The 25,679-nt window shown below is 39.8% G+C and carries 18 protein-coding genes; 5 read left to right on the plus strand and 13 right to left on the minus strand.

The genetic code is table 11. The features are described from left to right. Positions 1-36 precede the first annotated feature (36 nt). The gene (locus T530_RS0103620; RefSeq protein ID WP_027727858.1) at positions 37-939 is read right to left on the minus strand and encodes a tyrosine-type recombinase/integrase; all 903 of its coding nucleotides are present in this window, start codon (positions 937-939) and stop codon (positions 37-39) included. A 44-nt stretch (positions 940-983) separates the two neighbouring features. Next, positions 984-3,779: a CHASE2 domain-containing protein gene (locus tag T530_RS0103625; RefSeq protein ID WP_027727859.1), complete on the minus strand. Its 2,796-nt coding sequence runs from the start codon at positions 3,777-3,779 to the stop codon at positions 984-986. A gap of 50 nt (positions 3,780-3,829) precedes the next feature. Here T530_RS0103625 and T530_RS0103630 point away from each other — a divergent pair, with 50 nt between their 5' ends. Genes T530_RS0103630 through T530_RS14610 form a run of 3 tightly spaced genes read left to right on the plus strand, consistent with a single transcriptional unit; the run spans position 3,830 to position 6,314 of the window. After that, the gene (locus T530_RS0103630; protein ID WP_027727860.1) at positions 3,830-4,279 is read left to right on the plus strand and encodes a hypothetical protein; all 450 of its coding nucleotides are present in this window, start codon (positions 3,830-3,832) and stop codon (positions 4,277-4,279) included. Further along, positions 4,276-5,472: a hypothetical protein gene (locus T530_RS0103635; RefSeq protein WP_027727861.1), complete on the plus strand. Its 1,197-nt coding sequence runs from the start codon at positions 4,276-4,278 to the stop codon at positions 5,470-5,472. Before T530_RS0103630 ends, T530_RS0103635 begins: the two co-directional genes overlap by 4 nt. 23 nt (positions 5,473-5,495) lie before the next feature. Further along, positions 5,496-6,314, plus strand: coding sequence for a FecR domain-containing protein (locus T530_RS14610; RefSeq protein WP_051537794.1), 819 nt, complete (start codon positions 5,496-5,498; stop codon positions 6,312-6,314). On the opposite strand, the gene T530_RS0103645 is transcribed toward T530_RS14610, so the two are convergent. From T530_RS0103645 to argH, 4 genes are read right to left on the minus strand one after another with little or no spacing between them, the layout of a single operon-like run. After that, entirely contained in the window at positions 6,315-7,073 is a 759-nt protein-coding gene (locus T530_RS0103645; RefSeq protein WP_027727862.1) for an amino acid ABC transporter ATP-binding protein, read from the minus strand. Positions 7,074-7,106: 33 nt separating this feature from the next. Then, positions 7,107-7,784 carry an amino acid ABC transporter permease gene (locus T530_RS0103650; RefSeq protein WP_027727863.1) on the minus strand — a complete coding sequence of 226 codons (678 nt, stop codon included), beginning with the start codon at positions 7,782-7,784 and terminating at the stop codon, positions 7,107-7,109. A gap of 18 nt (positions 7,785-7,802) precedes the next feature. Then, positions 7,803-8,606 (minus strand): amino acid ABC transporter substrate-binding protein, encoded by an 804-nt coding sequence (locus tag T530_RS0103655; protein ID WP_027727864.1) that lies wholly within the window; start codon positions 8,604-8,606, stop codon positions 7,803-7,805. 35 nt (positions 8,607-8,641) lie between these two features. Then, positions 8,642-10,057, minus strand: a complete 1,416-nt coding sequence (argH, locus tag T530_RS0103660; protein WP_027727865.1) for an argininosuccinate lyase — start codon at positions 10,055-10,057, stop codon at positions 8,642-8,644. A gap of 67 nt (positions 10,058-10,124) precedes the next feature. Here argH and T530_RS15285 point away from each other — a divergent pair, with 67 nt between their 5' ends. Continuing rightward, positions 10,125-10,256: a hypothetical protein gene (locus tag T530_RS15285; RefSeq protein ID WP_256380927.1), complete on the plus strand. Its 132-nt coding sequence runs from the start codon at positions 10,125-10,127 to the stop codon at positions 10,254-10,256. Between the two features lie 4 nt (positions 10,257-10,260). On the opposite strand, the gene T530_RS0103670 is transcribed toward T530_RS15285, so the two are convergent. The 6 genes from T530_RS0103670 to T530_RS0103695 form a co-directional block, all read right to left on the minus strand. Next, the gene (locus tag T530_RS0103670; protein WP_027727866.1) at positions 10,261-12,618 is read right to left on the minus strand and encodes an HD-GYP domain-containing protein; all 2,358 of its coding nucleotides are present in this window, start codon (positions 12,616-12,618) and stop codon (positions 10,261-10,263) included. Continuing rightward, a complete protein-coding gene (locus T530_RS0103675; RefSeq protein ID WP_027727867.1) occupies positions 12,619-16,638 on the minus strand; it encodes an ATP-binding protein in 4,020 nt (1,339 codons plus the stop codon). Between the two features lie 38 nt (positions 16,639-16,676). Continuing rightward, positions 16,677-18,830 (minus strand): HD domain-containing phosphohydrolase, encoded by a 2,154-nt coding sequence (locus T530_RS0103680; RefSeq protein WP_156011515.1) that lies wholly within the window; start codon positions 18,828-18,830, stop codon positions 16,677-16,679. 349 nt (positions 18,831-19,179) lie between these two features. Continuing rightward, the gene (locus tag T530_RS0103685) at positions 19,180-20,613 is read right to left on the minus strand and encodes a sodium ion-translocating decarboxylase subunit beta (RefSeq protein WP_027727869.1); all 1,434 of its coding nucleotides are present in this window, start codon (positions 20,611-20,613) and stop codon (positions 19,180-19,182) included. A gap of 10 nt (positions 20,614-20,623) precedes the next feature. Beyond that, positions 20,624-22,708, minus strand: a complete 2,085-nt coding sequence (oadA, locus tag T530_RS0103690) for a sodium-extruding oxaloacetate decarboxylase subunit alpha (RefSeq protein WP_027727870.1) — start codon at positions 22,706-22,708, stop codon at positions 20,624-20,626. A gap of 19 nt (positions 22,709-22,727) precedes the next feature. Beyond that, positions 22,728-22,976 carry an OadG family protein gene (locus T530_RS0103695; protein WP_009105648.1) on the minus strand — a complete coding sequence of 83 codons (249 nt, stop codon included), beginning with the start codon at positions 22,974-22,976 and terminating at the stop codon, positions 22,728-22,730. A 124-nt stretch (positions 22,977-23,100) separates the two neighbouring features. On the opposite strand from T530_RS0103695, the gene T530_RS0103700 reads away from it, so the two are divergent. After that, entirely contained in the window at positions 23,101-23,799 is a 699-nt protein-coding gene (locus tag T530_RS0103700) for a hypothetical protein (protein WP_027727871.1), read from the plus strand. On the opposite strand, the gene T530_RS0103705 is transcribed toward T530_RS0103700, so the two are convergent. Further along, positions 23,780-25,651, minus strand: a complete 1,872-nt coding sequence (locus T530_RS0103705) for an alpha-amylase family glycosyl hydrolase (RefSeq protein ID WP_027727872.1) — start codon at positions 25,649-25,651, stop codon at positions 23,780-23,782. The genes T530_RS0103700 and T530_RS0103705 overlap by 20 nt on opposite strands. Positions 25,652-25,679 lie beyond the last annotated feature (28 nt).

Below are 25,679 nucleotides of genomic sequence, written 5' to 3' on the forward strand. Positions count from 1 at the left end.
TGATTTATAAAGACTTCGGCAAATAAAAAAATTCCCCTAACCGTGAGGATGGGCATTTTTATAGGTTTCTATCAGTTTTTCGGTCGTTACGTGGGTATAGCGCTGGGTCGTAGAAATGCTGGAATGACCCAAAAGTTCCTGAACTACGCGAACGTCACAGCCGTTTGAAAGAAGCTGGGTTGCAAAGGTGTGGCGGAAGGCATGAGGATTAATGTGATGATTTGTTCCCTCTGCCCCGGAATAACGGCTGAGAATATAGCGGATTCCGCCTGTAGACAAGGCTCGTCCCATCTGATTTATAAAAACATTGGGAACAGATTTCGGATCAATTCCCTTATCAAAAATCATTTTCTTTCTGTCTTTCAGATAATCTAAAAATGCCTGCTGGGCTTTTTTTCCGAAATAAACGATTCTGTCCTTGTTACCCTTTCCGTGAACGACAGCCTGCCCTATTCCGCCGTTAAAATCAGAAATTTTCAGGGCGGCAAGTTCGCTGACACGGCAGCCTGAAGAATATAGCATTTCAAAAAGGGCCTTATCCCGACTTTCCCATAAAAGTTCCTTTTTAGAAGGCAGCTCGCACAAAGTTTCAACTTCCTTTTCTGTCATAAAACGCGGCATAAGTTTAGAGGTCTTTACAGTTTTTAAGGAGAGCGCTGGATTTTTTTCTATATAATTAAACTTGAGGCAATAGGAAAAGAGGCATCTGACAGAAGAAATAAAACGGTTGATACTTGTATTCTTTCGCTTTAATTTAGCCATTTCTCCGATGCAAATATTCAGATCTTCACGAACGACATCATTAAGTTCCCGGTTCTGCCCCAGAAAAGTAAGCAAAAGCTCGTAATCATTTTTATAGCCGATTACGGTATTTTCGCTAAGGCCTTTTACAGAACCTATATAAAGAAGAAATTCGTCAATTGCAGCTGCAAGTTTCATATAAATATTATCGGAGAAAAGACGCCCGATTTTACATAAGACTTTTACTTTGTCGTCATTGTGTAAACGCCGTCCCAAGGCCCAGGAATTCCATTTTTCAAGAATTCATTGCAGCGGGCAATCATCTTTTTTTCCATAGAAATAAAGCCCGGATCCTGAGGATCTACCATATGGAAGCATTTATAGGACTCTTCAAAAAGCCTGATTGCTTCCTTAAAATCATCAGGATTTTTAGGCTGGTCAGGAGTCTCCCGCCCCTTAAGATAGAATTCCATTGCCCGGTTAAAAATATCAGCGCCTTCAATTTCTGCAGATGAAAGTTCATTTTTAAGTCCGACTATGCTGTAAATCTGAACCGGCTTTTCAACATTGATTACCTTTACACAGTCCAGCTGGCGGGCAATAAGTTCCCCTTTATGAGCGCCCTTATTTGCGTCATTCCAGGTAGATTCACTTGCAATAATCCAGCTGTCATATTCCTTGTTGGTTCCTTCCAGGCGGCTTGCAAGGTTTACGTTATTTCCCATCACCGTATAATTCAGCTTTTTCTGGGTTCCCATATTGCCGACAACCATATCACCGGTATTAAGGCCAACGCGGGACTTCAAAAGGAAAGGAGTTCTTGTTTTAGGATGGAATGGCAGTTCATCCTGATGCTCCTGATTAAAATAAGCCTCTGCCTGACGCATTTTTATTCCTGCCAGGCAGGCGTGATAGGCATTTTCTTCATCATCGACAGGGGCGCCAAAGAAGGAAACAATTTCATCACCTACGTATTTATCAATTGTTCCATGCTGGGCCATAATTGCGTCACTAAGAGCGCCAAGATAGCCGTTCAATATTTCAACCAGGCGGACAGCACCCCTTTCTTCACCTTCTTCCTGATTTACACATTCGGTAAAGCCTGAGAATTTTCTAACGTCACTGAAAAGAGCTGTAAGACGCTTGTTATCACCGCCAAGCTTGAGCTTATCAGGATTTTTTACAATCTGATTTACAACTTCCGGCGCAACATAGGCATCAAAACCGCGGCGCAGGGTTCTTCTGTCCTTTTCTAGCTGAATAAAATTAAAGCTGGTGTTTCCGATAAAGCTCAAAAGCACAAAAACAGAAGACATCGCCAGCGGAATAAAAATCTTAAAGCCAACCATTAGCACAACAAGCAGGGCAATTACAAGAAAAACATAAATCAGGCCGAAAGTAATTTTCTGGGCAAGAGTGCATTTGCGGACTAAAAAAACAACAAGGATAACAAGAATAAAGGCAAAGAAAAGTCCCCAGAATTCAGAAAGAGGCCTGATAAAATCTTCATGAAGGATTGTGTTAGCGACATTGGCGTGAACACCAAGATTTGCATAAATGCGGTCAAAAGGCGTAGTTCCAAAATCGGTACTGGCATTTGCCGTAAAACCGATAAGACAGAGGGCGCCGTTATACTTTTCCTTCATTTCAGACACATAAGTGTTATAGACATTTACATTTCCACAAAGCGCTTTAATCAGCTGGCAAATATATGAAATCTGATCGGAAGAAAGTTTTGTATCAGTAATAAAAAGAAGTTTTTCAGCATAAGCAGCAAGCTTTTCAGAAAAAACTGTCAAAGAGTCAAAAAACTCAGAACGATAGGCAATGTACTGCTGAGTAAAAGCTTCATCAAGGCCGCCTTCCAGAGCATTGCCTTCAATATCATAGCCGTTGCAAAAATCAAGAAGATTATTTTTTGCGCGGGCAAGTTCAGAAAAGAAAGAATGTTTATTCCAGATTTCTGAATATAATTCACCCTCAATAAAATCTGCATTGCTTAAAGCGGCAAGAGACTCTCCAATATATTCTTCTATTAAGTCCAGCTGATTCAAAAAGGCAAGAGATTCATGGCGGTTTTCCTTTACGTTTCCAAGATTGCCGCCAAAACTTTCGTTATAGGGAGCGTGAAGCCAGTTAATCAGCATACAGCCGGCATCATCCAGAGGAATATTGATTGTATGACGCTCGCCTTTTCCGGGAAGAAGGGCATCATTCAAAATCAGATGAGACTTAGTTCTTTTTATCTCCTTTACATCCATAAGATTTACCAAAGGCGCAAAAACCAGCTGCCCGATGTAGGAATCTTCATTTTTTTCCAGAAGCTGAATTCTGCGGCGGATTCCATCAAGGTCAATAAAACAGTTTGTAAAACCGGCTCCCTTTGCCGCATCTATTACAGGAGAAACAGCCGGTGTCAGAAACTTGTCAACTTTTACTCCGCTTGCAATATATTCCAGATGACGTACAGCTTCATTACCCTTTGCAACGAAATCTCCTTCATCAGTTACAGGAAGACCAAAACGCTTTCTTGCATAATTCTGTTCTTCTTCCGTCCTGTTAAGTCCCATATTCTGCATATTAAAGGTAAGCCAGGAGTTTCCAAAAAACTGAAGGCAACGGGAAAAATAATCATCAGGATTGATTACAAGATTATTCACCAGGGAATTCACATCATTATAGGAATCAATTTTTTCAAGAGTTTTTTGATTTAATGCCAGATTAGATGAAGAAAGATATTCAATATCGAAAACCACCCTCTCAGCCCCAAGTTCCTTCATTCTTAAAAGGGCGTTTCCCATAATATCTCGGGTCCAGGGCCAGTCACCAACCTGATCAATGGCAAAATCATCAATTTCTACAAGAAGAAGAGGACTGTCTGTTTTGATTTCCTTAGTAAAAGGGAGCATGGCATCATAAGCCTTGTACTCAATTTTTCTATAGGCTCCAGCCTTCCATAAAGAAATACTGATAAGGGCTGCAATAATAATAACTACAAACTCAGCCTGTTTTTTTAATACTTCAATCAATTTTTTCATAGTTATTATTATAAACCCATGTTATAATTTTTCATAAAGGAATATTTATAATGAAGAAATTATTTTTATCAGTAATATTTTTCACTCTCCTTTTCTGTCTGCAAGCCCAGTCTGCCCAAAAGATTACAGAACTGATTTCAACTCAAAAGGCAAGTTACGGAAACGCAAGCTGGCTGATAGCCCTTCAGGCAGGCCTTGCCCAGGATGACGTATCAGAAGAAGCGGCACTCCAGCTTCTAAAAGAAAATGCCTGGCTGCCGGAAGAAACAAAAATTGATGATGAAATTAAGCTTCAGGATTTTGCCCTTCTTTGTACCAGGGCTTTTGATATAAAAGGCGGCATCTTCTACCGCCTGACAAAAAATTCCCGCTATGCCCTTCGTGAACTCAAGGCAATGAAAATTGTTTCCAATGATTCAGATCCAAAGGCTTCTGTCAGCGGAAAGCAAATGATAAATATTCTAAACTCCTGTTCATATAAGACGGAGGCTGCAAAATGAATGAAAAAAAGCTGACGATTTTTCTTGCAGGATTTTTTACAGCCCTCTTCAGCCTGCATTCACTTGATTACGGCGGAAGCATTGGAACTTATACAAAACTTTGCACACCCTCAAATCCGGGTAACGAAGAATTTAAAAACTGCAGCCTAAAGCAGGAAGAAATCCTTACCTTGTGGATACGCCATAATTTTACGCCGACAAGCTTTATTGCTGCAGAAGCTGATGCAAGACTTCGTTCTATCCGACCAAAACTTGGAAAGAAACTTGACAGTAACAGCGATGTTATAATCCCCGATGTAAAACTACTTCGCTTTACAAAGCTTTTTCCCATAGAAAACAATAAAATCATGCTGAATGCGGGAAGATTTTACTTTGCAGATATTTCAAGCACAGTTTTATCACAGACCGCAGACGGAGCCAGCATCTCTTTTGATTTCAAGAAAATCAGAAGCAAAGCCTATGCAAATTACACAGGCCTTTTAAACGCTCAGAACATTCAGATTATCAACAAGCAGGATTCAAAATACGCTTTGGATTCCAAAAAAGGCTGGTATTTTAATGCCTCATACGCAAACTTTGGAGCACAGGTGGAACTTCCCTATCTTTTTGCAAACCAAACTTTAAGCGCTGAATATCTTGCAAGCATAGGTTTTGACGGCCTTGAAAAAGGTTCTTCCGGCTATAACAGAATGTGGGGAAGCCTTGGCTTAAACGGCTTTCTTCATAAAAATCTCTGCTATGTACTTACAACTACCTTCGGCTCAGAATTGGAAGACGGCATTTCAAACCTTACAAAGATTACTTTTACACTGCTCCCGGATTATAAGAACATGACTCTTTCCCTTTCTGGTCTTTATGCCTCTGGCGAACAGTTTGGCTTAAAGCCTTTCAGAGGCTTTACAAGTCAGACAGCCGTAAACTCACATGAAGAGCCGGAATACACAAGCCTTGTAAAAGGCGGACTTTCAGCATCCATAAAACCGGCAGAGCAGCTTTTATTATCAGCATCAGCAAATGCTGTTTTTGATTTCCCGGAAAGCAAGCTTGAATATTCAGGAACAGAAGCCGGTCTTAATGCCAATATCCAGATTTTCAGTGATTTGAATATCAATGCAGGGCTGACTCAGTTCTTTGCAAAAAAAGACAAGCAGTCTAAAGGCTGCTTTATTCTGACAGCCACCCTGGCCTTCTAATTGTAAGAGAAACGGAGGAAAGAATGAAAAAATTATTTTCCATATTAATAATTTCCGCTATATTCGCAGGTTTTCTTTCAGCTCAGGCAATAAGCGCAAAAGTAGTTTCCATTACAGGGAAAGTTGAAATAATGAAGGGAAACGCCTGGCATCAGGCTGCTGAAGGAGAGACTTTAGTTCGCGGAGATATTATTTCTACCGGCTTCAACTCTCAGGCTGTATTAAATGTAAAAGATTCAACAATTACCCTTTCTGCCCTTACAAGAATGACTGTCGAACAGCTTGCAGAAAATGACGTAAAATCCCAGACTCAGCTTTTTATTGATACTGGCAAAGTTACGGCAAATGTAAAACATGCGGAAAATAAAAGAACAGATTTCAAGGTGCGTTCTCCTGTATCAACTGCGTCAGTAAGAGGAACTAATTTTACAGTATCAGCAACCGGAGAGATTGCAACAACAGAAGGAATGGTAGCAGGTACAGCTTCAACTTCCCAGACTGCCCAGGTTGCGCAAACAGACACTCCAAGTGATTATCTTCCTCTGGAAGCAAGTTCAACAGTCTTTACCTCGACTTCCGAGCTGTCAGAAGGAAAAGGAACTCCAGTTTATGAAGGTCAGGCTACTATGGCCGATGAAATGACTGGTGAAGTAATTTCAACTCAGCTGAAAATGCTTGTGGACGCCTACTCTGTAGGTGGATTTTCGGCAGCGACAGGAAGCTCACTTGCTGAAAACGGCCTTTCTACCCTGTCAGCAATTGGAAGTAATACTTCCAGCACAAATATAAAAGACGAAAAAATCGGAACCCTTATTCTTCGCCTCAGCATTACTTCACAATAACTAGAGGCTGCTGAAGCGTGCCAGGAAGGCCTTTGTGCGTTCAGTTTTAGGATTATTGATTACTTCTGAAGGCTGGCCCTCTTCTACGATTACGCCGCCGTCCATAAAAATAATCTTTGTTGAAATATCACGGGCAAAAGCCATTTCGTGAGTTACTACAACCATTGTCATTTTTTCAGCTGCCAGTTCCTTTATTACGGCTAAGATTTCGCCTGTAAGTTCAGGGTCAAGGGCAGATGTAGGCTCATCAAATAGCAGAACCTGAGGCTCCATGGCAAGAGCGCGGGCAATAGAAACACGCTGCTGCTGACCGCCGGAAAGCTCGCAGGGATAATTATTAAGTCTCTGTCCCAGTCCGATTCTGGTAAGGATTTCAACAGCCTTATCTTTTGCTTCCTGCTTAGAGCGCTTCAAAACGCGGATTTGAGGCTCCATAACATTCTGCAAAACTGAATAATGAGGAAAAAGATTGAAGTTCTGGAATACAAGTCCGCTTTTTAAGGTAATTTCGTGGCGGAGTTTTTTATCTGAATATACGCCGTCTGTAACAAGAGGAAGACCGCAGATGCTGATGCTGCCACCGCTAACGTTTTCCAGCTGAGAAACACAGCGAAGAATTGTAGACTTTCCGCTTCCGGAAGGCCCGATAATTCCAAGAACCTCGCCTTTATTTACAGAAAAAGAAATGCCTTTAATGATATTAGAATCACCAAAGGATTTTTTTAGGTTTTCTACTTTTATGATTTCCTGATTTTCCATTTTATGCCCCTTTGTAACTTGTCTGCCGGCCTTCTAGTTATAATAGCTGAGTTTTTTCTCAAGCCGGGTAAAGGCAAAAGAAACAAACCAGTTCATGATAAAGTAAAAAAGACCTGCAATGAAAAGAGGCACAAAACTGAACAATGCGCCCTGACGCTCCTTTGCAACCATCAAAAGCTCGCTTACACCAATTACGCTGACAAGGGCTGTATCCTTTACAAGAGTAATAACTTCATTACCCATTGCAGGAACAATGCGCTTAATCAACTGAGGCAAAACGATGCGGAAAAATGTCTGAGCGCGTGTGTAGCCCAAAACTTTAGCCGCTTCATACTGACCTTTTGGAATTGATTCAATTCCACCGCGGTAGATTTCTGCAAAGTAGGCGGCGTAGTTTACGCTCAAAGCGATGATAGCCGCAGTAAATCTGTCCCATCTGAAAGAAACGTCATAGCCCTTGGAAACAAGCCAGCGCACAAAAAGTCCCGGCCCGAAGTAAACGACCAGCAGCTGAAGCATGAGCGGAGTTCCCCGGATTATCAGAAGGAAAACATTTACGACTGCAGAAAGAATCTTATCTTTACTCATTCTGCCCAAAGCAATAGGCAAAGCCAGAGGAATTGAAAAAATCAGTGTAAGAAAAAATACTTCAAGCGATGTAAGAGATCCGTCAAACATCGCATAAAGCATCTTGATATATTTAGGAGACATCAGACCAACCAGAAAAATTTATTTGATTACAGAAATGTTTTTACCAAACCATTTGTTAGAAATGGCAGAAACAGTTCCGTCAGCAGTCATTTCTTTAAGGATTTCCCAAACCTTGTCGCGAAGTTCAGGTTCATTCTTTCTGAAGCCTACACCGTAGCCTTCGTTAGCAAGTGCTTCATCAACTACAACAAATGGCTTTTTAGTCTGAGCGATTGAATAGTTAGCAACAACACTGTCCATTACAACAGCATCAATACCGCCGATGTCCAGATCGTTCAAAGCAGTGATATTATCCTTGAAGAAAATTGTTTTTCCGATAGATGCCGCAAAAGAAGGATTGTCATCTACAGCTTCCTGAGCACTTGAACCACTCTGAAGACCAAGAATCTTTCCTTTCATGTCAGCAAGAGATTTAATTCCGCTGTCTGCGCGAACAACAAGAACCTGCTCGTTATTAAGATAAGCTTCTGTAAAGCTCAAAGCAGCCTTTCTTTCTTCTGTGATTGTAAAACCGTTCCAGATACAGTCGATTTTACCAGTTTCAAGTTCCATTTCCTTTGCATCCCAGTCGATTGGCTGAGCTTTAAATTCTACGCCAAGACGTTTTGCAACTTCTTTTGCAAGGTCAATATCATAACCTGTAATTTCATTTGTATCGTTATCACGGAAGCCAAGCGGAGGGAAAGAGTCATCAAGACCAAGAACAAAAGTTCCGCGGGCTTTCAAAGCTTCAAGGGCATTTCCGTTAGCTACTTTTTTCTTACAACCTGCAAGGCTAAGAACAGCTGCACATACAAGCACAAGACCAGTAATTTTTTTCATAAATCCACCTCTATTTTTTTTTCGCGTTTACACGCTTATTTTACATTTTTAATAAATTCTTTAAGTTCAGAAATCTGCTCTTCTACCCGCTCTGCGCTTGGGCCGCCTATAGTTTTTCGTGCCTCAACACAAGCCTTAGAAGTGATAAAGGAATAAATATCTTCATCAATAAGCTCTGAACATTCTTTATAAGTTTCAATCGGAAGGTCTTCCAGACGGCAATTCTTTTCAATTGCAATGCGGACAGCCTTTGCGCTTACTCCGTGAGCAGTTCTGAAAGGCATTCCCTTGCGGACAAGATAGTCAGCAACATCAGTTGCGTTCAAAAAGCCGCCCTCGCAGGCATCAGCCATTACCTTAGTATTCCACTTTGCAGTAGAAATCATGTAAGTAAAGACTTTGATGCAGGAAAGAACTGTATCGATTGCATCAAAAAGAGGCTCCTTATCTTCCTGCATGTCGCGGTCATAAGCAAGAGGCAGGGCCTTCATCATTGTCATAAGGGCAAAAAGATCTCCGTAAACCTTACCGGTACGTCCGCGAATCAATTCAGCAAAGTCAGGGTTCTTTTTCTGCGGCATAATGGAAGAGCCAGTAGACCATTTTTCGCTCAAATCAATAAAGCCAAACTCAACAGTAGACCAGAGCACAACTTCTTCGCAGAAGCGGCTAAGGTGCATCTGAATAAGGCTCAAATTAGAAGCAGTTTCAATACAGTAGTCGCGGTCAGAAACAGAATCAAGAGAGTTCTGAGTAACCTTGTCAAAACCAAGCTGATCTGCCTCAAAAGCGCGGTCAAGAGGAAGTCCGCTGCCGGCCAAAGCACATGAACCAATTGGCGAAATGCAGATGCGTTTAAGGGAATCTTCAAGCCGCTGCCAGTCACGGACCAGCATCCAGCTCCATGCGCAAACGTGATGAGCAAGAGTTACCGGCTGTGCATGCTGCATGTGGGTAAAGCCCGGAATCAAAGAATTTTTATGCTGGCTTGCAATCTGAGTAAGCGCGTCAATTAAAGTAAGAAGCGCATTCTGAATTTCAGGAATAGTGCGGCGCAAATACAAACGCTCATCCAGAGCAATCTGGTCGTTACGGCTGCGTCCTGTGTGAACTTTTTTTCCGGCCTCGCCAATGCGGTCTGTCAAAGTTGCTTCTATAAATGAATGAATATCTTCTGCCGAATAGTCAATGGCAAGCTTTCCGCTTTCAAGGTCAGCCTTAATTCCTTCAAGCCCTTCGATAATCTGCTTTGCTTCCCCTTCCGAAATCAGTTTTACATGGGCAAGCATTTTTGCATGGGCAATACTTCCCGCAATATCATCAAAGGCCATTCTTTCATCAACATGAATGGAAGTCTCAAAAGCCACCGCCTGCGCGTCCGGCCCCTCTTCAAAACGTCCATGCCACAAAGCCGCATGGTTATCCTTAGTCATTGTTCCGTGCTGATTCATATTTCTAAATTATAGTGAAAATGAAGCTTTAATAAAAGTGAATATCTTAAATAATAATAAATTTGAAGTGCTAAAAAAAGCCGCAAGTTCCGCTGCCTGTCATTTTGAAAACTGGTCAAAAAGCGATGAGTTTAAGAATATGAGCCATGAAGAACGTATTAAATATCTTTGCGGGCTGAAACTTGCAGAAATAATATAAGTTATTAATATATTCTTATATCCGTCAAAGCACACTGATCCCCTGTCAGAGAAATATAAACAGAATCTTTTTCATCCTTTATTTTTGTTATATTTTCAATGGCAATTCCAAGATTTTCAGTTCTGATAGAAATACGGCCGCCTTTTTTTGTAAATTTTATTTTACATTCGTAGCCAGCCTTATTCAAATCATTCCATTTTCTCCAGTTTTCAAAATTTTCGCTGTGATGCATGGAAAAATCATTTTCAGCATATTCATTTGAACCGTTATCCTCACCATTCAACTTAAAAAAAGCATACTGACGATAGTCTTTTCCGTCAACCTTTCCATCTTCAGAATAATAGAGTAAAACATACGGACAATGCCATACAAGATTTGCATCTGGAAGAGTCATTGTATGAAAACTGAGAGTCATACCATCATTAATTTCAATTCCCTGAGTATATTCTCCACAAGGTGTATTTATCTGAATATTAGGAACATCCGATTCAATATGATTTATATAGCTTATTGGTTCTGCAATCCGCGGAATAGAATTTTCAAAAACTTTTTCATCTGTTACTTCCATTTTTATATCTGAAAGAATACAGTTTTCACCTGTCAGGGAAATATAAGAAGCTTTAGAAATATCTGGCAGAGCAATAATCACTTCAACATGCTTTTCATAACTTTCCATTTTCAGAATAAGATGGTCATCAAAACGTGCTGAAGAAATTTTATAAAAACCTTTATCGTCTTCAGTTTTTTCTTTTTCTGCTATACTAACCTTCATATTTCTTGCGCTGGTTGAAATTACGTGACCGTCAAACCAGACTTCGCCATATTCAAGATAATGATATGATTCTATCAGTTTCTGGCTGCTGTAAACATGACGGTCAAAGGAATCGTAAAGAATGATTGATGGTAATGAAAATTTACCTTTCTCATCATTAACCCTGCATTTAAAAGTAATGTTCACATAATTACTAGAAACAGGCACACCAACAGAAACTCTGTCACGATACTGTCCGCAAACAAGTTCACTTTCCAGAGTTTCATCATTATCATTCTTATGTTCCTTTGTATCAGTATCCATAAGGCGCACCATAGCGCTGGAGAAAGCAGGATCAAAACGCAGACCGCCTTCCTTTACAAATTCTTCACGAACAAGAGCAGCAGGAATTGCATCTCGGTATTTATTTCTGCTTGTCACAGTCGCATATTCCTCCGCAACTGCAACAATTCTTGCAACCTCGGGAATTGACTCTCCTTTTAATCCTTCCGGATATCCCTTTCCATCATAACGTTCATAAACATAGCGGGCATTATTACTCAGATAAGGAAAAGCCTTTATTCTAGAAAGAATTTTCGCACTTAAAACGGGAAGTTTTTTTATTAATTTTTCTTCTTCGCCAGTAATGTTTTCTTCTTTACTGATTAAATTTTCCGGCAGACCTGCAAGCCCGGCATTATGAAGAAGGGCTGTATAATAAGCCTCATTACAAACCTGTTCAGATTTTCCGCATTCTTTTGCAATCTTAAGTGCAGTTTCAGCAGCAAGTTCTGAATGTCCCTTATAAAGGTCATTTCCAGCTTCCAGAGCTTCAACAAAAGCAGTTGCCGTCTGAGAAAAGACAGTTTTCATATTTTTCTGCTCTTCTTTCAGCACTTCCATTTCCAGATAATGTGCATGCTGAATTTCATCATTAATATCAAGATAAGTAAATATATAAAGTGAAACAGAAACGAGCACCATTGCCATGTTCACAATAGAGACTCCATAAGCAAAAATCTGAAGTATTCCCATGAAAATTGGAACAAAAATATAGAGCAAAAGTGCAATATAAATAAAACGGCTGAATTGCTTTCTATGTTTGTAAATTACAGAAAACTGAATGAGAGGTCCAAGAACAGGAATAACATAAGCAAGAAGAAATCCATTTCCCCTGTGATAATGATTATGCGAATCAAAATAATAATAAAGTCCTGTAAAAACTGTTAAAACTGCAAGCAGCATTCCGATAACTGTTGCAACACTAACAATCTTTAATCTTATAGAAGAAAAATCCTTACCTACTTTAGACTCAATTAAATCTGAAATATAAAGATTGAAGCAGAATACAATTCCAGAAGTCATAAAAAAAACAATAAAATTTGAAAGGCGAACCATAACATAGCCGACAGCCCCCAAATTTCCAGAATATATATAAGCCAGTCTGTCAAATCCCAGAAGAAGGGTTGCATTAAGCTCCATTCCAATAAGAATCCATTTTCTTCTTCGCGGAAGAAAGCGTGTTATAAAAAGCAGGACAGCCATTATGGTACTGGTTGCACAGAGATAAAGCATTATATCAAGCTGATAAATTTTGAGAAAATCGAACATTTATTGATCCCCCTTCCCTTCACTACCAGATGCAGTTTTTTCAGCCCCGGAAGACTGTGCTAATCTGCTCAATTTCTGTTTGTAGCCTGTATAAACTTCCAGCAGCTTATCTATATTTGCCGCAATAAAAATTTTGTCTTTCTTCTGGCAGGCATCTGCAAACTTTGCAGCAAGCTCCATTAATGAAATTGCTCCAATAATTCTGGCGGAATTTTTTAAAATTCTTATTTTTACGGCAAAACGGGCAAAATCACCAATCTGGTAAGAGTGATTAATTCCATTTGCAGTATCATCAATAGTGTCATAAAAAAGTTTAAGAGAAAAAATGTAAGAACCTATTCCTCCGGAATTCACAATTCCATCCTGAACAGAAATTTCTTCTACCTTATATATCCACGAAAGTTCTTCCGGCATTTCTGTCAGCATTTCAACAGTTTCATTTTTAGAAGGCTGTGCCATCATTGCTTCCGGCAAATGCCTCATAATTGTGCGCTCCAAAATATCAAAAGTAAAAGGAATTGTAACATATCCCGTAAAACCTTTTTCTTTATAATATTCCTCACCATAACTTGTATTTTCAGTAAGAGCATAAACCGGAAGGCTGGCAGAAACTGAACGGATTTTATCTATTATTTCCTCACCGTCCATTCCGGACATTTCATAATTAACAAATACAACATTAAAAGACGTATTTTTGATCTTTGCAAGACAGTCTTCGCAGGATTCTGCCGTTGTAACAAAAACCTTTGTGGCTTTTAAAAGATTTCTAATAACGTGAAGAGTCATCGGGTTATCTTCAACAACAAGAACATCTGCATCCGGGGCTATAAACTGAGGCAAATAGAGTCCTCTTGCTGTAGTTTTTTCATCCTCAGAAAAATTTCCAATCGGAGTAGAATCTGCAATTTTCTGTTCAAGAGAGAAGATAAATTCCGAACCTTCCCCTGGAGAGCTTTGACATACAAGAACGCCCCCCATTAATTCAGCAAATTTTCTTGAAATATTAAGTCCAAGTCCTGCCATATGATGCTGATTCTGATTTTTTTCATCAGCATCATATGAACCAAAAAGACTTTCTACTGCTTCCTGTTCAATTCCTATACCAGTATCCTTTACAGAAAAACAAAGTCCGCAGATATCATTTGTTCTGCTCTCCATTGTCAGTTTTAATTCAACTCCGCCTTCATCTGTAAATCTTACGGCATTTAAAAGCAGTTTCATTACTACCTGTCTTATTTTTCCAACATCACCGTAAAGCCGTTTTGGAATCATTTCATCAACAATTACATCAAACTTTATACCCTTATCTATAGCTCTGACTCGAATTAAGGAAACAATAGCTTTAAGGAAAGTCTTTACATCGTATTCCTGCTGAACAATATGAAGACTGCCTGTTTCAATTTTTGTCATCTCAAGAAGATCGTTTACAAGAGTCAAAAGTGATTCTGATGAAGTTTTTATATCAAAGGCATAATTTATAATTGAAAGAAAATATGATTTAGGAACGTTCTTTGATTCTTCCCGCATAATCATCTCATTCATACTCATAATCGTATTAATAGGCCCCAGAATATCCTTAGACATATTTGAAAGAAAGCGTGATTTTGCGGTATTAGCACGTTCTGCTTCATCCTTAGCCTGGCGTATTTCATCATATTGACGGGTAATTACAGTTGATTTCATAACCCGCCATACAATAAAGCCGCCAAAAACTAAAAGTACACAAATAAACAAAAGCCTGAAAATGAAAAGTTCCGTTATTCTTGCACGCTTAAACAGCTTAAAGCTGCGGTCAAGCAGAATGTCTTTTCTATTATTATCAAGAATCTGTATATGGAAGGTGTAATTTCCGTAGGAAAGCGAAGTATATTCCAGCGTAGTCAGCTGATTTCTATGAACAGTAATTCCATTTTCCCCGGTTCCTTCAAGAAAAACCCTGACGAGAGGATTTGTCATTGTATAATCCATTACTGAAGGAGTAAGCTTTATTCGTCCCTTAGATGCCGGAAGAACATAAACTCCATCCTGATGCTCAAAAATCTTTTTATCATCACAATATACAGAATTCAAATCAACCTTTATTTGAGAATCTCTGTCAAAATAATGATTGATATTTACACGAATTACCCCCTCACGACCTGCAATAAAAAGGGTTCCGTCTTCTGCCTGAGCACTGTAGGAATTACTTGTTATGGCAGAAGGAAGACCATTTGCAATAGTGTAATGACGGTATTCATTTACACTATCAGAAAGAAGTTCTTCAACATTAACAATAAAAATACCGTAAGAAGAAAGAATCCAGCACTCATCTTTATCATTAATATAAAGGTCATAGTTATTGTTATATGGAAAAGTTGCTATATTCTTTATAATACCGCCTTTTATAAACTGAATCGAATTTGAAGTAATAATCCATAAAACCCCATGCGCCTCATCCTTTTTGATTCGCATAATGACATCACTTGTAAGACCTTCATCCCGTCCGATTCGTTTTACAGAAGATTTTCCGATTACATAAATTCCATCGCCGTCACTTCCGGCATAAATATTTCCGTCAAATCCCTCGCAGACAGTAAGAAACTCCGTATTCTTTATTCCATCTTCCGAGCCTACAGTCCTTATGACTTTTCCATCTTTTATAACTACAAGCCCACTGTTTGTTCCTGCAAGGATTTCACCACTTTTTGATTCGGAAAGGCAGCGTACCTGATTATTTGGCATTCCATTTTTTGTCGTAAATGAAGATATTTTACCATCCGGAGAATAACAGATTATTCCCTTTTGATTAGTATAAGTTGCAAGCCATAGATTTTTCCGGCTGTCTTCAAATATACAGCGGATTCTTGCACCGCCAACATAATCCGTAAGTTTATTAGTCAAGCTTCTGTTTTTGCTGTCAATAAGTCTAAGTCCATTATCTGTTCCTGCAAAAATTTTTGAATCATAAAGGCAGACTGAATTTGTTGTTTCTTTTTCAAGTCCTGATGCACAGCTCAAATTCACAAAATTATTTGTAACAAGCTTCATTACACCCTGTGTTGCCGAACAAATCCAGATATTTCCCTGATAATCTGAAGTCGTCATTTCAATGGCACTATTCATCGGGATATCTAAAACTTCAAAAAATTTATTTGCTTCATCAAGATAGCCCACCTTTGAGGTAGACGAAACCCAGATACGGCCGCAGTCAAAACTTATCCAGTGAATATTTGAAAGAGGTGAAACATCAATTTTTTTCATTTGGGAAGCCTTTTTGCCGAATTCACCATAATAAATGGTACTTCCCTGCGTACAAAGATAAACCTTTCCTGGATTGAGAGGATCATTCATCAGGCTTGTAATTTTTTCCATTTCAAGCTCTTCACTTGAATAAGCCTCTGTAACAAGACAGTCATCAATAGCAAAAACCAGGCCGTTTTTTGTCTGTCCGTAAATTCTGCCGCTATAATCACTTGAAAGCTTAAGGACCCGCTCTTTATTTATACGTTCATCATAAATTGTATAAAGCTGTCCGTTTTTATTTATATAGGAAACACCGGCCGTAGTTCCTATAAATACGTTTTCATCATTATCTTCTGCAAAAATTCTTATAGATGAAGAAGGAAGACCATCCCTGTATGTGTAATGCCTTGATTTTCCGTCATATAAAACAACAACACCATTATCATTTGTAGCAACCCAGACTCTTCCACGACTATCCTCAAAAAGTCCGCGTCCGCTAGTAAGTCCAAAATAAGTTGGAAGCCGTTCAAATGTTGAACCGTTATAACGGAAAACTCCGCTGTAACCGCAAACCCAGACGTATCCGTTTTTTGCACCTAAAACAAAATTTGCATCTGAAGTAGGAAGTCCATTTGTCGCATCATAAATTTCACAGGTAAAGCCAACATTTTCAATCTGACCGGTTGCAGCGTAGCCTCCACCAATTTTACTACTGTGCTGGGCAAAGACTGGCATAGAAAATAAAAAAAAGCCAGAAATAAGAGAAATAAGATTTGCAAAAACTTTCCTATTCTTCATATGCAGCAAAACAAACCTCCGTCTTCACAAAAAGGCACTTAAAGCCCTGTCGTATATTTTTTCAAAATCATCTTGACTTCAGGAAGTGCATCCATAAAAACTTCAACGCATTTTGCATCAAACTGAGTTCCAGATCCTTCCTGCAAAATTTCCAGTGCTTTTTCTATCGGAAATGCCGGCTTATAAACACGAGGAGAAGCAAGGGCATCAAATACATCCGCAACTGCCATAATACGGGCAGAAAGAGGAATTACCTCGCCATGAAGACCTTCCGGATAACCCTTACCATCCCAGCGTTCGTGATGATATGCCGCCATATTTCTGGCTTCCTTAAGATAGCTTTCTCCCTGAACCGTACTGATTGCGTTTTCAAGAATAAGTTTTCCTGCAGTCGTATGAGTTTTCATAATTGCAAATTCTTCATCAGTAAGCTTTCCAGGTTTATTCAAAACACCGTCTGGAATATTAATTTTTCCGACATCATGCAAAGGAGCAGAACGCACAACGTCTGACATAAATTTAGGTGTAATTTTCTGTGCGTAATAACCTTTCTTTTTAAGGCCTTCAACAATAATTTTTACATAGGCAGAAGTTTTCTGAACATGAGCACCAGTATCGGAATCACGGTTTTCAACCATATCTGCCATAGTAATAATAAGACCGTCCTGCATTTTTAAGGTTGAATCAGAAAGCCTCATAATATCACGCATCTGTTCAGCCTGATTCAAAGTCATTCGGCAGATTGATTTATAAAGTTTTTCAACCTCATCTCCTGTATGAATATCAAGAGATCGGATTGTCTTTACGTTTTCATCAAGTTTTTCCTGATCTTCACCAGAATGAGCAAAATTATCTACACAGGCTGCAATAGTACTTATAGGATAAGAAGTATATACACCCGTTGACAAAACCGCATAGGCTATAATAAGGATAAAAAATCCTGCCATAATCAGCATTACGCGTAAAATAAAATTGCTCATATATTCTGTCATATAATCCAGGGAAATATCAGCACCTACATAGCATACACATCTTCCTGCAGAATCATAAACAGGATGGTAAATAGTAAGCATCCAGCCGACTATTGAATGGCTTTCAACAGGTTCTATCTCATTTCCTGCCAGAAGGTCTGGAATATAAGGTTCAAAATCTTCATCAAAAGGAACAAGCTGACCGGGATTATAAGCATCGTATTCATTTTCATCATTATCAAAAATAAAATAACAGCCTTCAGCTTCAACCCTGACAACATAAAGAAATTTTATACCGCTCGAAACATTCTGAATATTTTTTAATATTCTTGCAGTAAGTTCATATTCCGGCAGACGTCTTCCATATTTAATAAAATCATCAACCTTGGCAGGGTTAATCGCTTCAGCTGCAAATTTTACACAGTTTTTTGCAGTTTCTGTTCTTTCATTTTTTATGCTTCCAAAATAAAGATTTATTCCAATCCAGCCCATTACAAAAACCAGAACTGTTGATGTAATTATAAGCGTAAGTGCCGAACGAATTCTAAGAGAACCCTTTATATCACGGCTCCAGTTTTTTATAGACTTTAATTCTGAAACAGAAAGCGGCCTCTGCTTCCATACACCTTCCCTCAGTGATTCAACAACCCTTTTCGGGATTATATTTAAAACAATAATTGCAAAAACAAGTGAAAATCCTTTATCCAGAAGTGAAATTAAAAAATTAACAAGACAAAAGGAAGGAAGAAAAGAAATATTTACTGCTGAAGAAAAAGAACGGGCATTCTGAGCAATAAGGGAAGCCTGACTGTCACCAAAAATTAAAAACTGAACTAAAGAACTTAATATCGATGAAGTAAAAACAAGTGTAAAAGCAAATAAAATCGTTTTTTCAATTTTCTTTAAAGAATAGTTTTTAATATACCAGACGGTAAAAATTGCTATAAGTGCATTCAGAAAAGAAAAATATATGGAAGCTGCATAAAAAAAAGAGCATATTATGCCTGAAACAACTGCAGTAAGAATTCCTGTAAATAATAATCCGCTGACTACAGATACGGTTATAGTTCCGATTGAGTCAAAAAATAAAGGCAGTCCAAGTTTATTCATAAAATAAGAAAAAACGACATTAAGACAGATTCCTGAAAGAGCAAGAAAAAATCTTCCTAAGCCATTGTTCATATTTTTATGAATTGCTTTATTGTTAGATGATGTCCTCAATTTATCCGCCTGCTAATAAAGGTCTAAAAATAATTATAGCACGAGATAAAAAGTATACATAATAAAATTTTATTGAAAATTTTCATAAAAAAAAGGCTGTCCCCCGGAAAGAGGACAGCCTTTCGCAAACACTTGCACCGCTTACGCGTTGCAAGCCTCATATGTTACATTCCTGTTTGCGGTAAAAACAACAATTAAAACCGTCGGTGCAGTCACCGCAAACCCTAACTTTGCATTCGCAAAGTTAGCATTCAATTTTACATACCTGCTTGCGCTAAAAATTAGACCTGCAATCGCATGTGCCTCTAACGCAAGCACAAACTTTACTACGCAAAGTTTGCATTATAATCTACATACCATATGTAGAGATAAACACACCAGCGGCAATTGCGGTTCCGATTACGCCGGAAACGTTTGGTCCCATAGCGTGCATCAAAAGGAAGTTTGTCGGATCTTCTGACATACCAACTTTATTTGCAACGCGGGCTGCCATTGGAACGGCAGAAACACCAGCCGAACCGATAAGCGGATTGATTTTCTCTTTGAGGAAGAGGTTCATAATCTTTGCCATAATAAGACCGCCCATTGTAGCGATACAGAAAGCAAGAAGACCAAGAACGATAATACCCAGAGAGTTAGCGTGCATAATCTTTTCAGGTGTCATCTGTGAACCAACACCAAGTGACAAGAGAATTGAAACGATATTCATAAGTTCGTTTTCAACAGTCTTAGAAAGACGCTGAACACAGCCGATTTCCTTAATGAAGTTACCGAATGCAAGCATACCAATAAGTGGAGCTGCAGGAGGCAGCAAGAGGATTGTTACAACGAGAAGCAAGAGTGGGAACAAAATGCGTTCTGTCTTAGATACAGGACGAAGCTGTTTCATCTTGATTGTACGCTCTTTCTTAGAAGTCAAAAGCTTCATAATAGGAGGCTGAATCATTGGAACAAGAGCCATGTAAGAGTAAGCGGCAACGGCAATTACGGCCATCATTTCTGGAGCAAGTTTACCAGAAACGTAGATTGATGTAGGACCGTCTGCACCACCGATAATAGCGATAGCACAAGCCTGCTTCATGTTGTAGTCGATTCCAGGAATGAAGTTCATGGAAGCAACACCAAAAAGTGTAGCAAATACACCAAGCTGGGCAGCACCACCAAGGAGGGCTGTTTTAGGGTTAGCGATAAGAGGACCGAAGTCTGTCATAGCACCAATTCCCATAAAGATAAGCATAGGGAAGAATTCGTTTCCTACACCTGCAGAATAGATGATATGAAGCATACCGTCAGGCCCATCACCCATACCGGCACCCGGAATGTTTACAAGAATTGTACCAAATCCGATTGGAATAAGAAGAAGAGGTTCAAATCCTTTTGCAGCTCCAAGGTAAACAATAAGAAAGCCGATTGCAAGCATAACAAGACGCTGCCATCCCTTTACAGGATGAGAAGCAAGGTCAGCTGCGGCCTGAGCCATCTGTTCTTCTTTTACAATTTCCATCTGCTCTTTAGAAGCTTTTTCTTCTGCAGCTTCTTCAGGAGTTGGAGTGTGAATCATTTTGTAAATTCCAGTGTTCTTTGCAACGTTTCCGAAGAAAGATTTTACTGAAATAGGTTTGATATTCTCTGAACCTTTTACGATTGTAGTAGAAGCATAGTTTCCAGAAGAACCAGCACTTTTACCGCAACCTACAAAAGAAAGTGAAAGAGCAATAAGACAAACAATAGCACTTGCTCTGAACACTTTATATTTATTATTTTTGTTCAAAACTGTTTCCATCTAATAATCCTTACTGAATTTCAGCGATTGTAGCGCCCTGAGCAATCTGAGAGCCTGTAGCTGCTACAAAGTGAACTTTTCCGGCAGCACCAGCTTTGATTTCCAGTTCCATCTTCATTGACTCAACGATGATTACTGTTGTGTCAGCCTGCACAGCAGCACCTTCACTAACTGCATAGCGGAGAAGAGTTCCGGCAACAGGAGCTTTAACAGGAGTTCCAGCACCAGAAGCAGCTGCAGGTGCAGCAGCAGGTGCAGCCTTAGGAGCCGGAGCAGCAGCAGGGGCTGGAGCTGCAACAGCAACACCGCCCAAAGTTCCAAGAACCTGACCAGCCTGAATCTGTGTACCAGGCTGAACAGAGAAGCTTACAGTTCCGGCTTCAGGAGCCTTAACTTCAAGTTCCATCTTCATAGATTCAACGATGATAACAGTATCACCCTTATTTACTTTTGTTCCGGCAGCAACTGCGTGACGAAGTAATGTACCAGCTACAGGAGCTTTAATTTCTACACCACCAGTAACCTGTGCAGCAGGAGCAGCACTTGCGGCAACAGCCGGAGCGGCACCTGCGGCACCGAATGTTACGTTATAAGCAGTTCCGTTTACGTTTACGCTCATAGAATCGCCTGCAGGGCCTGTTGTAACATTGTAAGCAGTACCGTTTACGTTTACAGTGTATGAACCACCCTTGTTTTCCTTAGCAGCAGCAGGAGCCTCTTTCTTAGCGAATGTTGCAGCAGCGTCAACAGGACCTTTTGCACGTTCAGCAAAGAATTTTGGAGCAACATTAGGGAACATAGCGTAAGTAAGAACATCTTCATCAGATCCGTTACCACCAGCTTTCTTTGATTCTTCAACCATTTTGTCCCATTCAGGTTCAATAAGGTCAGCTGGACGACATGTAACAACTGCATCCATATGATTCTGTTCAAGAGCCTTCTTAACAAGCTCTGGATCTGCATCAGTTGGGAGTTTACCGAACTTACCAGTAATCAAGTTACGGAAGTCCTGAGTCATTACTTTATAAGGTCCCATAAGAACGTTCATAACAGCCTGTGTACCAACAATCTGTGATGTTGGAGTTACAAGAGGAACGTAACCTGCAGCCTTGTGAACCTTTGGAAGTTCAGCAAGTACAGCGTCCATCTTGTCGCCTGCGTTCTGCTGTTTGAGCTGTGATTCGAGGTTAGAAAGCATTCCGCCTGGAACCTGAGAAAGAAGAATACGTGTATCAGCACCAAGGAATGCAGATTCAAGTGATGAGTAGTGCTTGCGAACTTCGCGGAAGTAAGCAGCAATCTCAAGAAGAAGCTTTGTATCAAGGCCAGTATCCATATCTGTGCCCTTGAGCATTTCTACTACAGTTTCAGTTGGAGAGTGAGATGTACCCATAGACATAGAAGAAATTGCTGTATCAAGCCAGTCTGCACCAGCTTCAGCAGCCTTCAAAAGTGTTGCAACAGAAAGACCTGTTGTAGCATGTGAGTGGATTTCTACAGGAAGATCAACCTTTGCCTTGATTTTCTGTACGAGGTCATAAGCCTCATATGGTTTCAAAAGACCAGACATATCTTTAATACAGATAGAATCTGCACCAAAGTCTGCATAAGTCTTAGCAAGCTCAGCATATTTTTCATTTGTGTGGAATGGAGTAACGGCATAAGAAATAGCCATCTGAACATCTACGCCAGATTTTTTAGCTGCCTTTGTAGCGCATTCCATGTTACGAGGGTCATTGCAGGCATCGAAAATACGGAAACATCCAATACCATTCTTTGCAGCAGTTGCAACGAACTTCTCTACTACATCATCAGCATAGTGCTTGTAACCAAGAAGGTTCTGAGCACGAAGAAGCATCATAATTTTGTTGTTTGGAAGAGCTGCGTGAAGCTTTCTGAGGCGCTCCCATGGATCTTCGTTCAAGAAGCGGATACAAGAGTCATAAGTTGCTCCACCCCAACCTTCAATATATTTATAACCAACTTTATCAAGTTTATCGCAGATTGGCAGCATATCAGCTGTTGTCATACGAGTTGCGTGAAGACTCTGGTGAGCATCACGGATTGCAAGTTCAGAAATTCCTACTTTAGACATATTTATATTTCCCCTTTAATTAGACAGATTGTTTTTCACGGATAGCGGCAGCTATTGCAGCAATAATTGCACCGTCATTACCCGCAGCCGCGCTTGCAGCCGGAGCAGCATTATTAGTTGGCTCTGCAGTTTTATCAAGTTTAAATGCATGAATAACAGCTTTAAGCACTGTCATGCAGATAATCAAAATGATAATAAAACTGAAGACAACACACATTCCAAGCAGTGTCAAAAGTCCACCTTGACCTAGCATTTCTGTAATTGTCATAAAAAGTTACTCCTAAAAAAAACCGAAAATTGACCCGATTTTAATACGCAAAATTATATTGGAATGCAAGTTTTTTTTAAAGTAGCAAGTGGCAAAGTATGACGGTGTATGATATATTTTTCTTATGTATTATTTTTTGTGGACTTTTCTTGCACTCTTTGTAATCTCACTCGGACTCTATATCTTCTTCTATATAAGAGCAAACCAGCTTCTTCGTGATATTTTCAAGCTGCTCCTGCTGCCTTTTTCTTCAGCCTGCCTTATCACGTTGCTGCTTTTCCGAATTCCAGATTCTTTCCATATAATTCAGATTCAGATTATTTCATTTATCTTTACAGAAGCCTTTCTTGCCCTTCAGCTTGTGATTAAGAAAAAGCCTAACCGCACTCTTGAAATTGCTTCATTCGCATTTTTATTTATGGCTCTTGAAGTCTGGAACAATGTTTTTCTTTCGGCAATTTATCTTGTCCGCATTCCAAACTGGTTTAACATCATTATAATTGCAGATTTAATTGCAGCATTCGCCACCTTCTGTCTTTTAACCCGTCCGCGAATGATAAAAATATATTTCTTCTATCTGGCAGTTTTCTGCGCCGGCGGATTTTTATGCTTTACTTCCCTGGCAGAATTGATTTTCGGCCGCAAGCTTTACGGCATTCCTTTATTCTTTGGAACTGTTACCCTGCTTCTAAATATTCTCTTTACCTCTGCCCGTCCAAAGTGGACTCAGAAAAAACATTCCCAGCTGATTATGGATATGACGCTGCTCACAGCAGAACTTTTGATTTCTTCATCAGCTGTCATTATGATTTTTTTAGGATGATGAAGGAAAGGGGGCTCAGGCAGACATTCACGCAGCCGCCCCTGTCACAATCAAGGGCTGCCTCGCATATCTCGCCGGAAAGCACATCAACTTCCACCGCATATCCTTCTACCTGCGTTTCAAAGTCACTTTTTCTGGCATTGTAAATTACGCAGAAATCGCCGGTCTTATATAGAACAACACCTTCCCCCAGAGACTGAGCTTCAGCATTTTCATTCTGCCCGAAGGCCTGGCGGTTTGCCCGTCTCAAGGCAAAAAGTCCCTTGTAAGCTGCAAATACATCTGCATTTTTTTTCTTAAAAGAAAAATCTATCTGGTTAATTTCATCAGAAGAAATATAGCTGTTTTCGTCTCCCCGCTTTGTACGCATAAACTCCTGTCCGCCGTTTATAAAAGGTACTCCCTGGGCAAGAATCACAAAAGCGGCGCTCAAAATATTCTGCTTACGGACAGTCTCAAGACCTTCTTTACCGATTGCCTTATATAAATCCCCGGAAAACTCAGTCTTCCCAAGATAAGAAATAGCAAGCTTATCAAAAAGCGTGTAATTGTCATGGCACTCAACGTAATTTATAGTCCTGTTAGGATTCTGAGTAAAGCCAGCATTTTTCTTAAGGGAACCTGTAAGACCCGTGCAGATTGCTGCATCATTAAAGACTCCCTGCACCTGCCCCTGCTTAAAGCCGCAGAATTCAGCACCTTTAATTGCATCGCGGAAGTTGTCATTAAAGCAGGCAACTCCTTCTGCCTCGTCAATTACTTCCTTTGTACAGGATTTTTCTACCCCGCACTCGCCTCCGCACCAGGGCTCCCCGTAAACAAGAACGTTTTTATCAATCTTTTTGAGTTCGGCATAAATCTCTTTCATTGTCTCAGGCTCAAAAACACCCATCAGATCAAAGCGGAAGCCGTTGATGCCATAATCCTTCATCCAGTGCTTAAGGGAATCAATTATAAAGTCGCGAACAACCTTGTGATTAGAAGCGAGCTCGTTTCCGCAGCCAGAACCGTTAAAATATTCAATGCCAGTTTCATCATCTTTTTTCAGGCGGTAAAAATATCCGGGAACAGTCATATCATAAATTGAATTGCTGCCAGTTCCAATTGTATGGTTATAGACCACGTCCATATTCACAGCAATTCCGTTTTTATGGAAGGCATCAATCATTTTCCTCATTTCATCTACAGCCTGCTTTCCGTCTTCATAGCCGGCACTTACATAGCGGCCTTCAGGCACATTAAAATTAAATGGATCATAGCCCCAGTTATAGGACAAATCATCATTGGTGTTTGCGTAATCAAAGGAAGGTAAAAGCTGAACATGAGTTACGCCAAGCTCCTTCAAATGCTCCATAAGTTTATTGAAATCTGCAATTTCAAGAAATTTTCCCGTAGAATCCTTTACAAAAGACCGCGACCAGTCCCTGACATGCATTTCAAAAATTACGGCATCAGAAAAGACTTTTCTTTCCCCGCCATTTTTACCAAAGGGGTTATAGTAATCTATAGGCTCCAGCTGGCAAAGTTCAGAAGCAAGGGAATCAGGCGAAGCGCATTTTGACCAGATATCACAGACTTCATAGACGGCATTTTCAAAAGTAAAACGATATTTATAGTATTTATTCTCTTTTATAAGATTTTCCAGGCGGTCAGCAGAAAGTATCCAGCAGCCGTCACAAGCTTTTTCCATCTGACATTCAAAAGAAGGCTTTCCATTTTTTACAGCTTCAAAATCCCTGTAAAAAAGAACAGAAACTTCTTTTGCAAAAGGAGACCAGGTTGTCAGAGCCTCCTTCTTAAAGCCCAGCTTATTTACGTCTACATTTTCAAATGGATTAAAGTTATGACTCATATTCACCGCCCCTATTTAGTTTATCGCT

Source organism: Treponema sp. C6A8 (assembly GCF_000619925.1).
GTDB lineage: Bacteria > Spirochaetota > Spirochaetia > Treponematales > Treponemataceae > Treponema_D.

Coding starts and splice junctions, on each gene's coding strand:
- T530_RS0103620 (WP_027727858.1), bottom strand. CDS start 939: ATGAAACTTGCAGCTGCAATTGACGAATTTCTTCTTTATATAGGTTCT.
- T530_RS0103625 (WP_027727859.1), bottom strand. CDS start 3,779: ATGAAAAAATTGATTGAAGTATTAAAAAAACAGGCTGAGTTTGTAGTT.
- T530_RS0103630 (WP_027727860.1), top strand. CDS start 3,830: ATGAAGAAATTATTTTTATCAGTAATATTTTTCACTCTCCTTTTCTGT.
- T530_RS0103635 (WP_027727861.1), top strand. CDS start 4,276: ATGAATGAAAAAAAGCTGACGATTTTTCTTGCAGGATTTTTTACAGCC.
- T530_RS14610 (WP_051537794.1), top strand. CDS start 5,496: ATGAAAAAATTATTTTCCATATTAATAATTTCCGCTATATTCGCAGGT.
- T530_RS0103645 (WP_027727862.1), bottom strand. CDS start 7,073: ATGGAAAATCAGGAAATCATAAAAGTAGAAAACCTAAAAAAATCCTTT.
- T530_RS0103650 (WP_027727863.1), bottom strand. CDS start 7,784: ATGTCTCCTAAATATATCAAGATGCTTTATGCGATGTTTGACGGATCT.
- T530_RS0103655 (WP_027727864.1), bottom strand. CDS start 8,606: ATGAAAAAAATTACTGGTCTTGTGCTTGTATGTGCAGCTGTTCTTAGC.
- argH (WP_027727865.1), bottom strand. CDS start 10,057: ATGAATCAGCACGGAACAATGACTAAGGATAACCATGCGGCTTTGTGG.
- T530_RS0103670 (WP_027727866.1), bottom strand. CDS start 12,618: ATGTTCGATTTTCTCAAAATTTATCAGCTTGATATAATGCTTTATCTC.
- T530_RS0103675 (WP_027727867.1), bottom strand. CDS start 16,638: ATGAAGAATAGGAAAGTTTTTGCAAATCTTATTTCTCTTATTTCTGGC.
- T530_RS0103685 (WP_027727869.1), bottom strand. CDS start 20,613: ATGGAAACAGTTTTGAACAAAAATAATAAATATAAAGTGTTCAGAGCA.
- oadA (WP_027727870.1), bottom strand. CDS start 22,708: ATGTCTAAAGTAGGAATTTCTGAACTTGCAATCCGTGATGCTCACCAG.
- T530_RS0103695 (WP_009105648.1), bottom strand. CDS start 22,976: ATGACAATTACAGAAATGCTAGGTCAAGGTGGACTTTTGACACTGCTT.
- T530_RS0103700 (WP_027727871.1), top strand. CDS start 23,101: ATGTATTATTTTTTGTGGACTTTTCTTGCACTCTTTGTAATCTCACTC.
- T530_RS0103705 (WP_027727872.1), bottom strand. CDS start 25,651: ATGAGTCATAACTTTAATCCATTTGAAAATGTAGACGTAAATAAGCTG.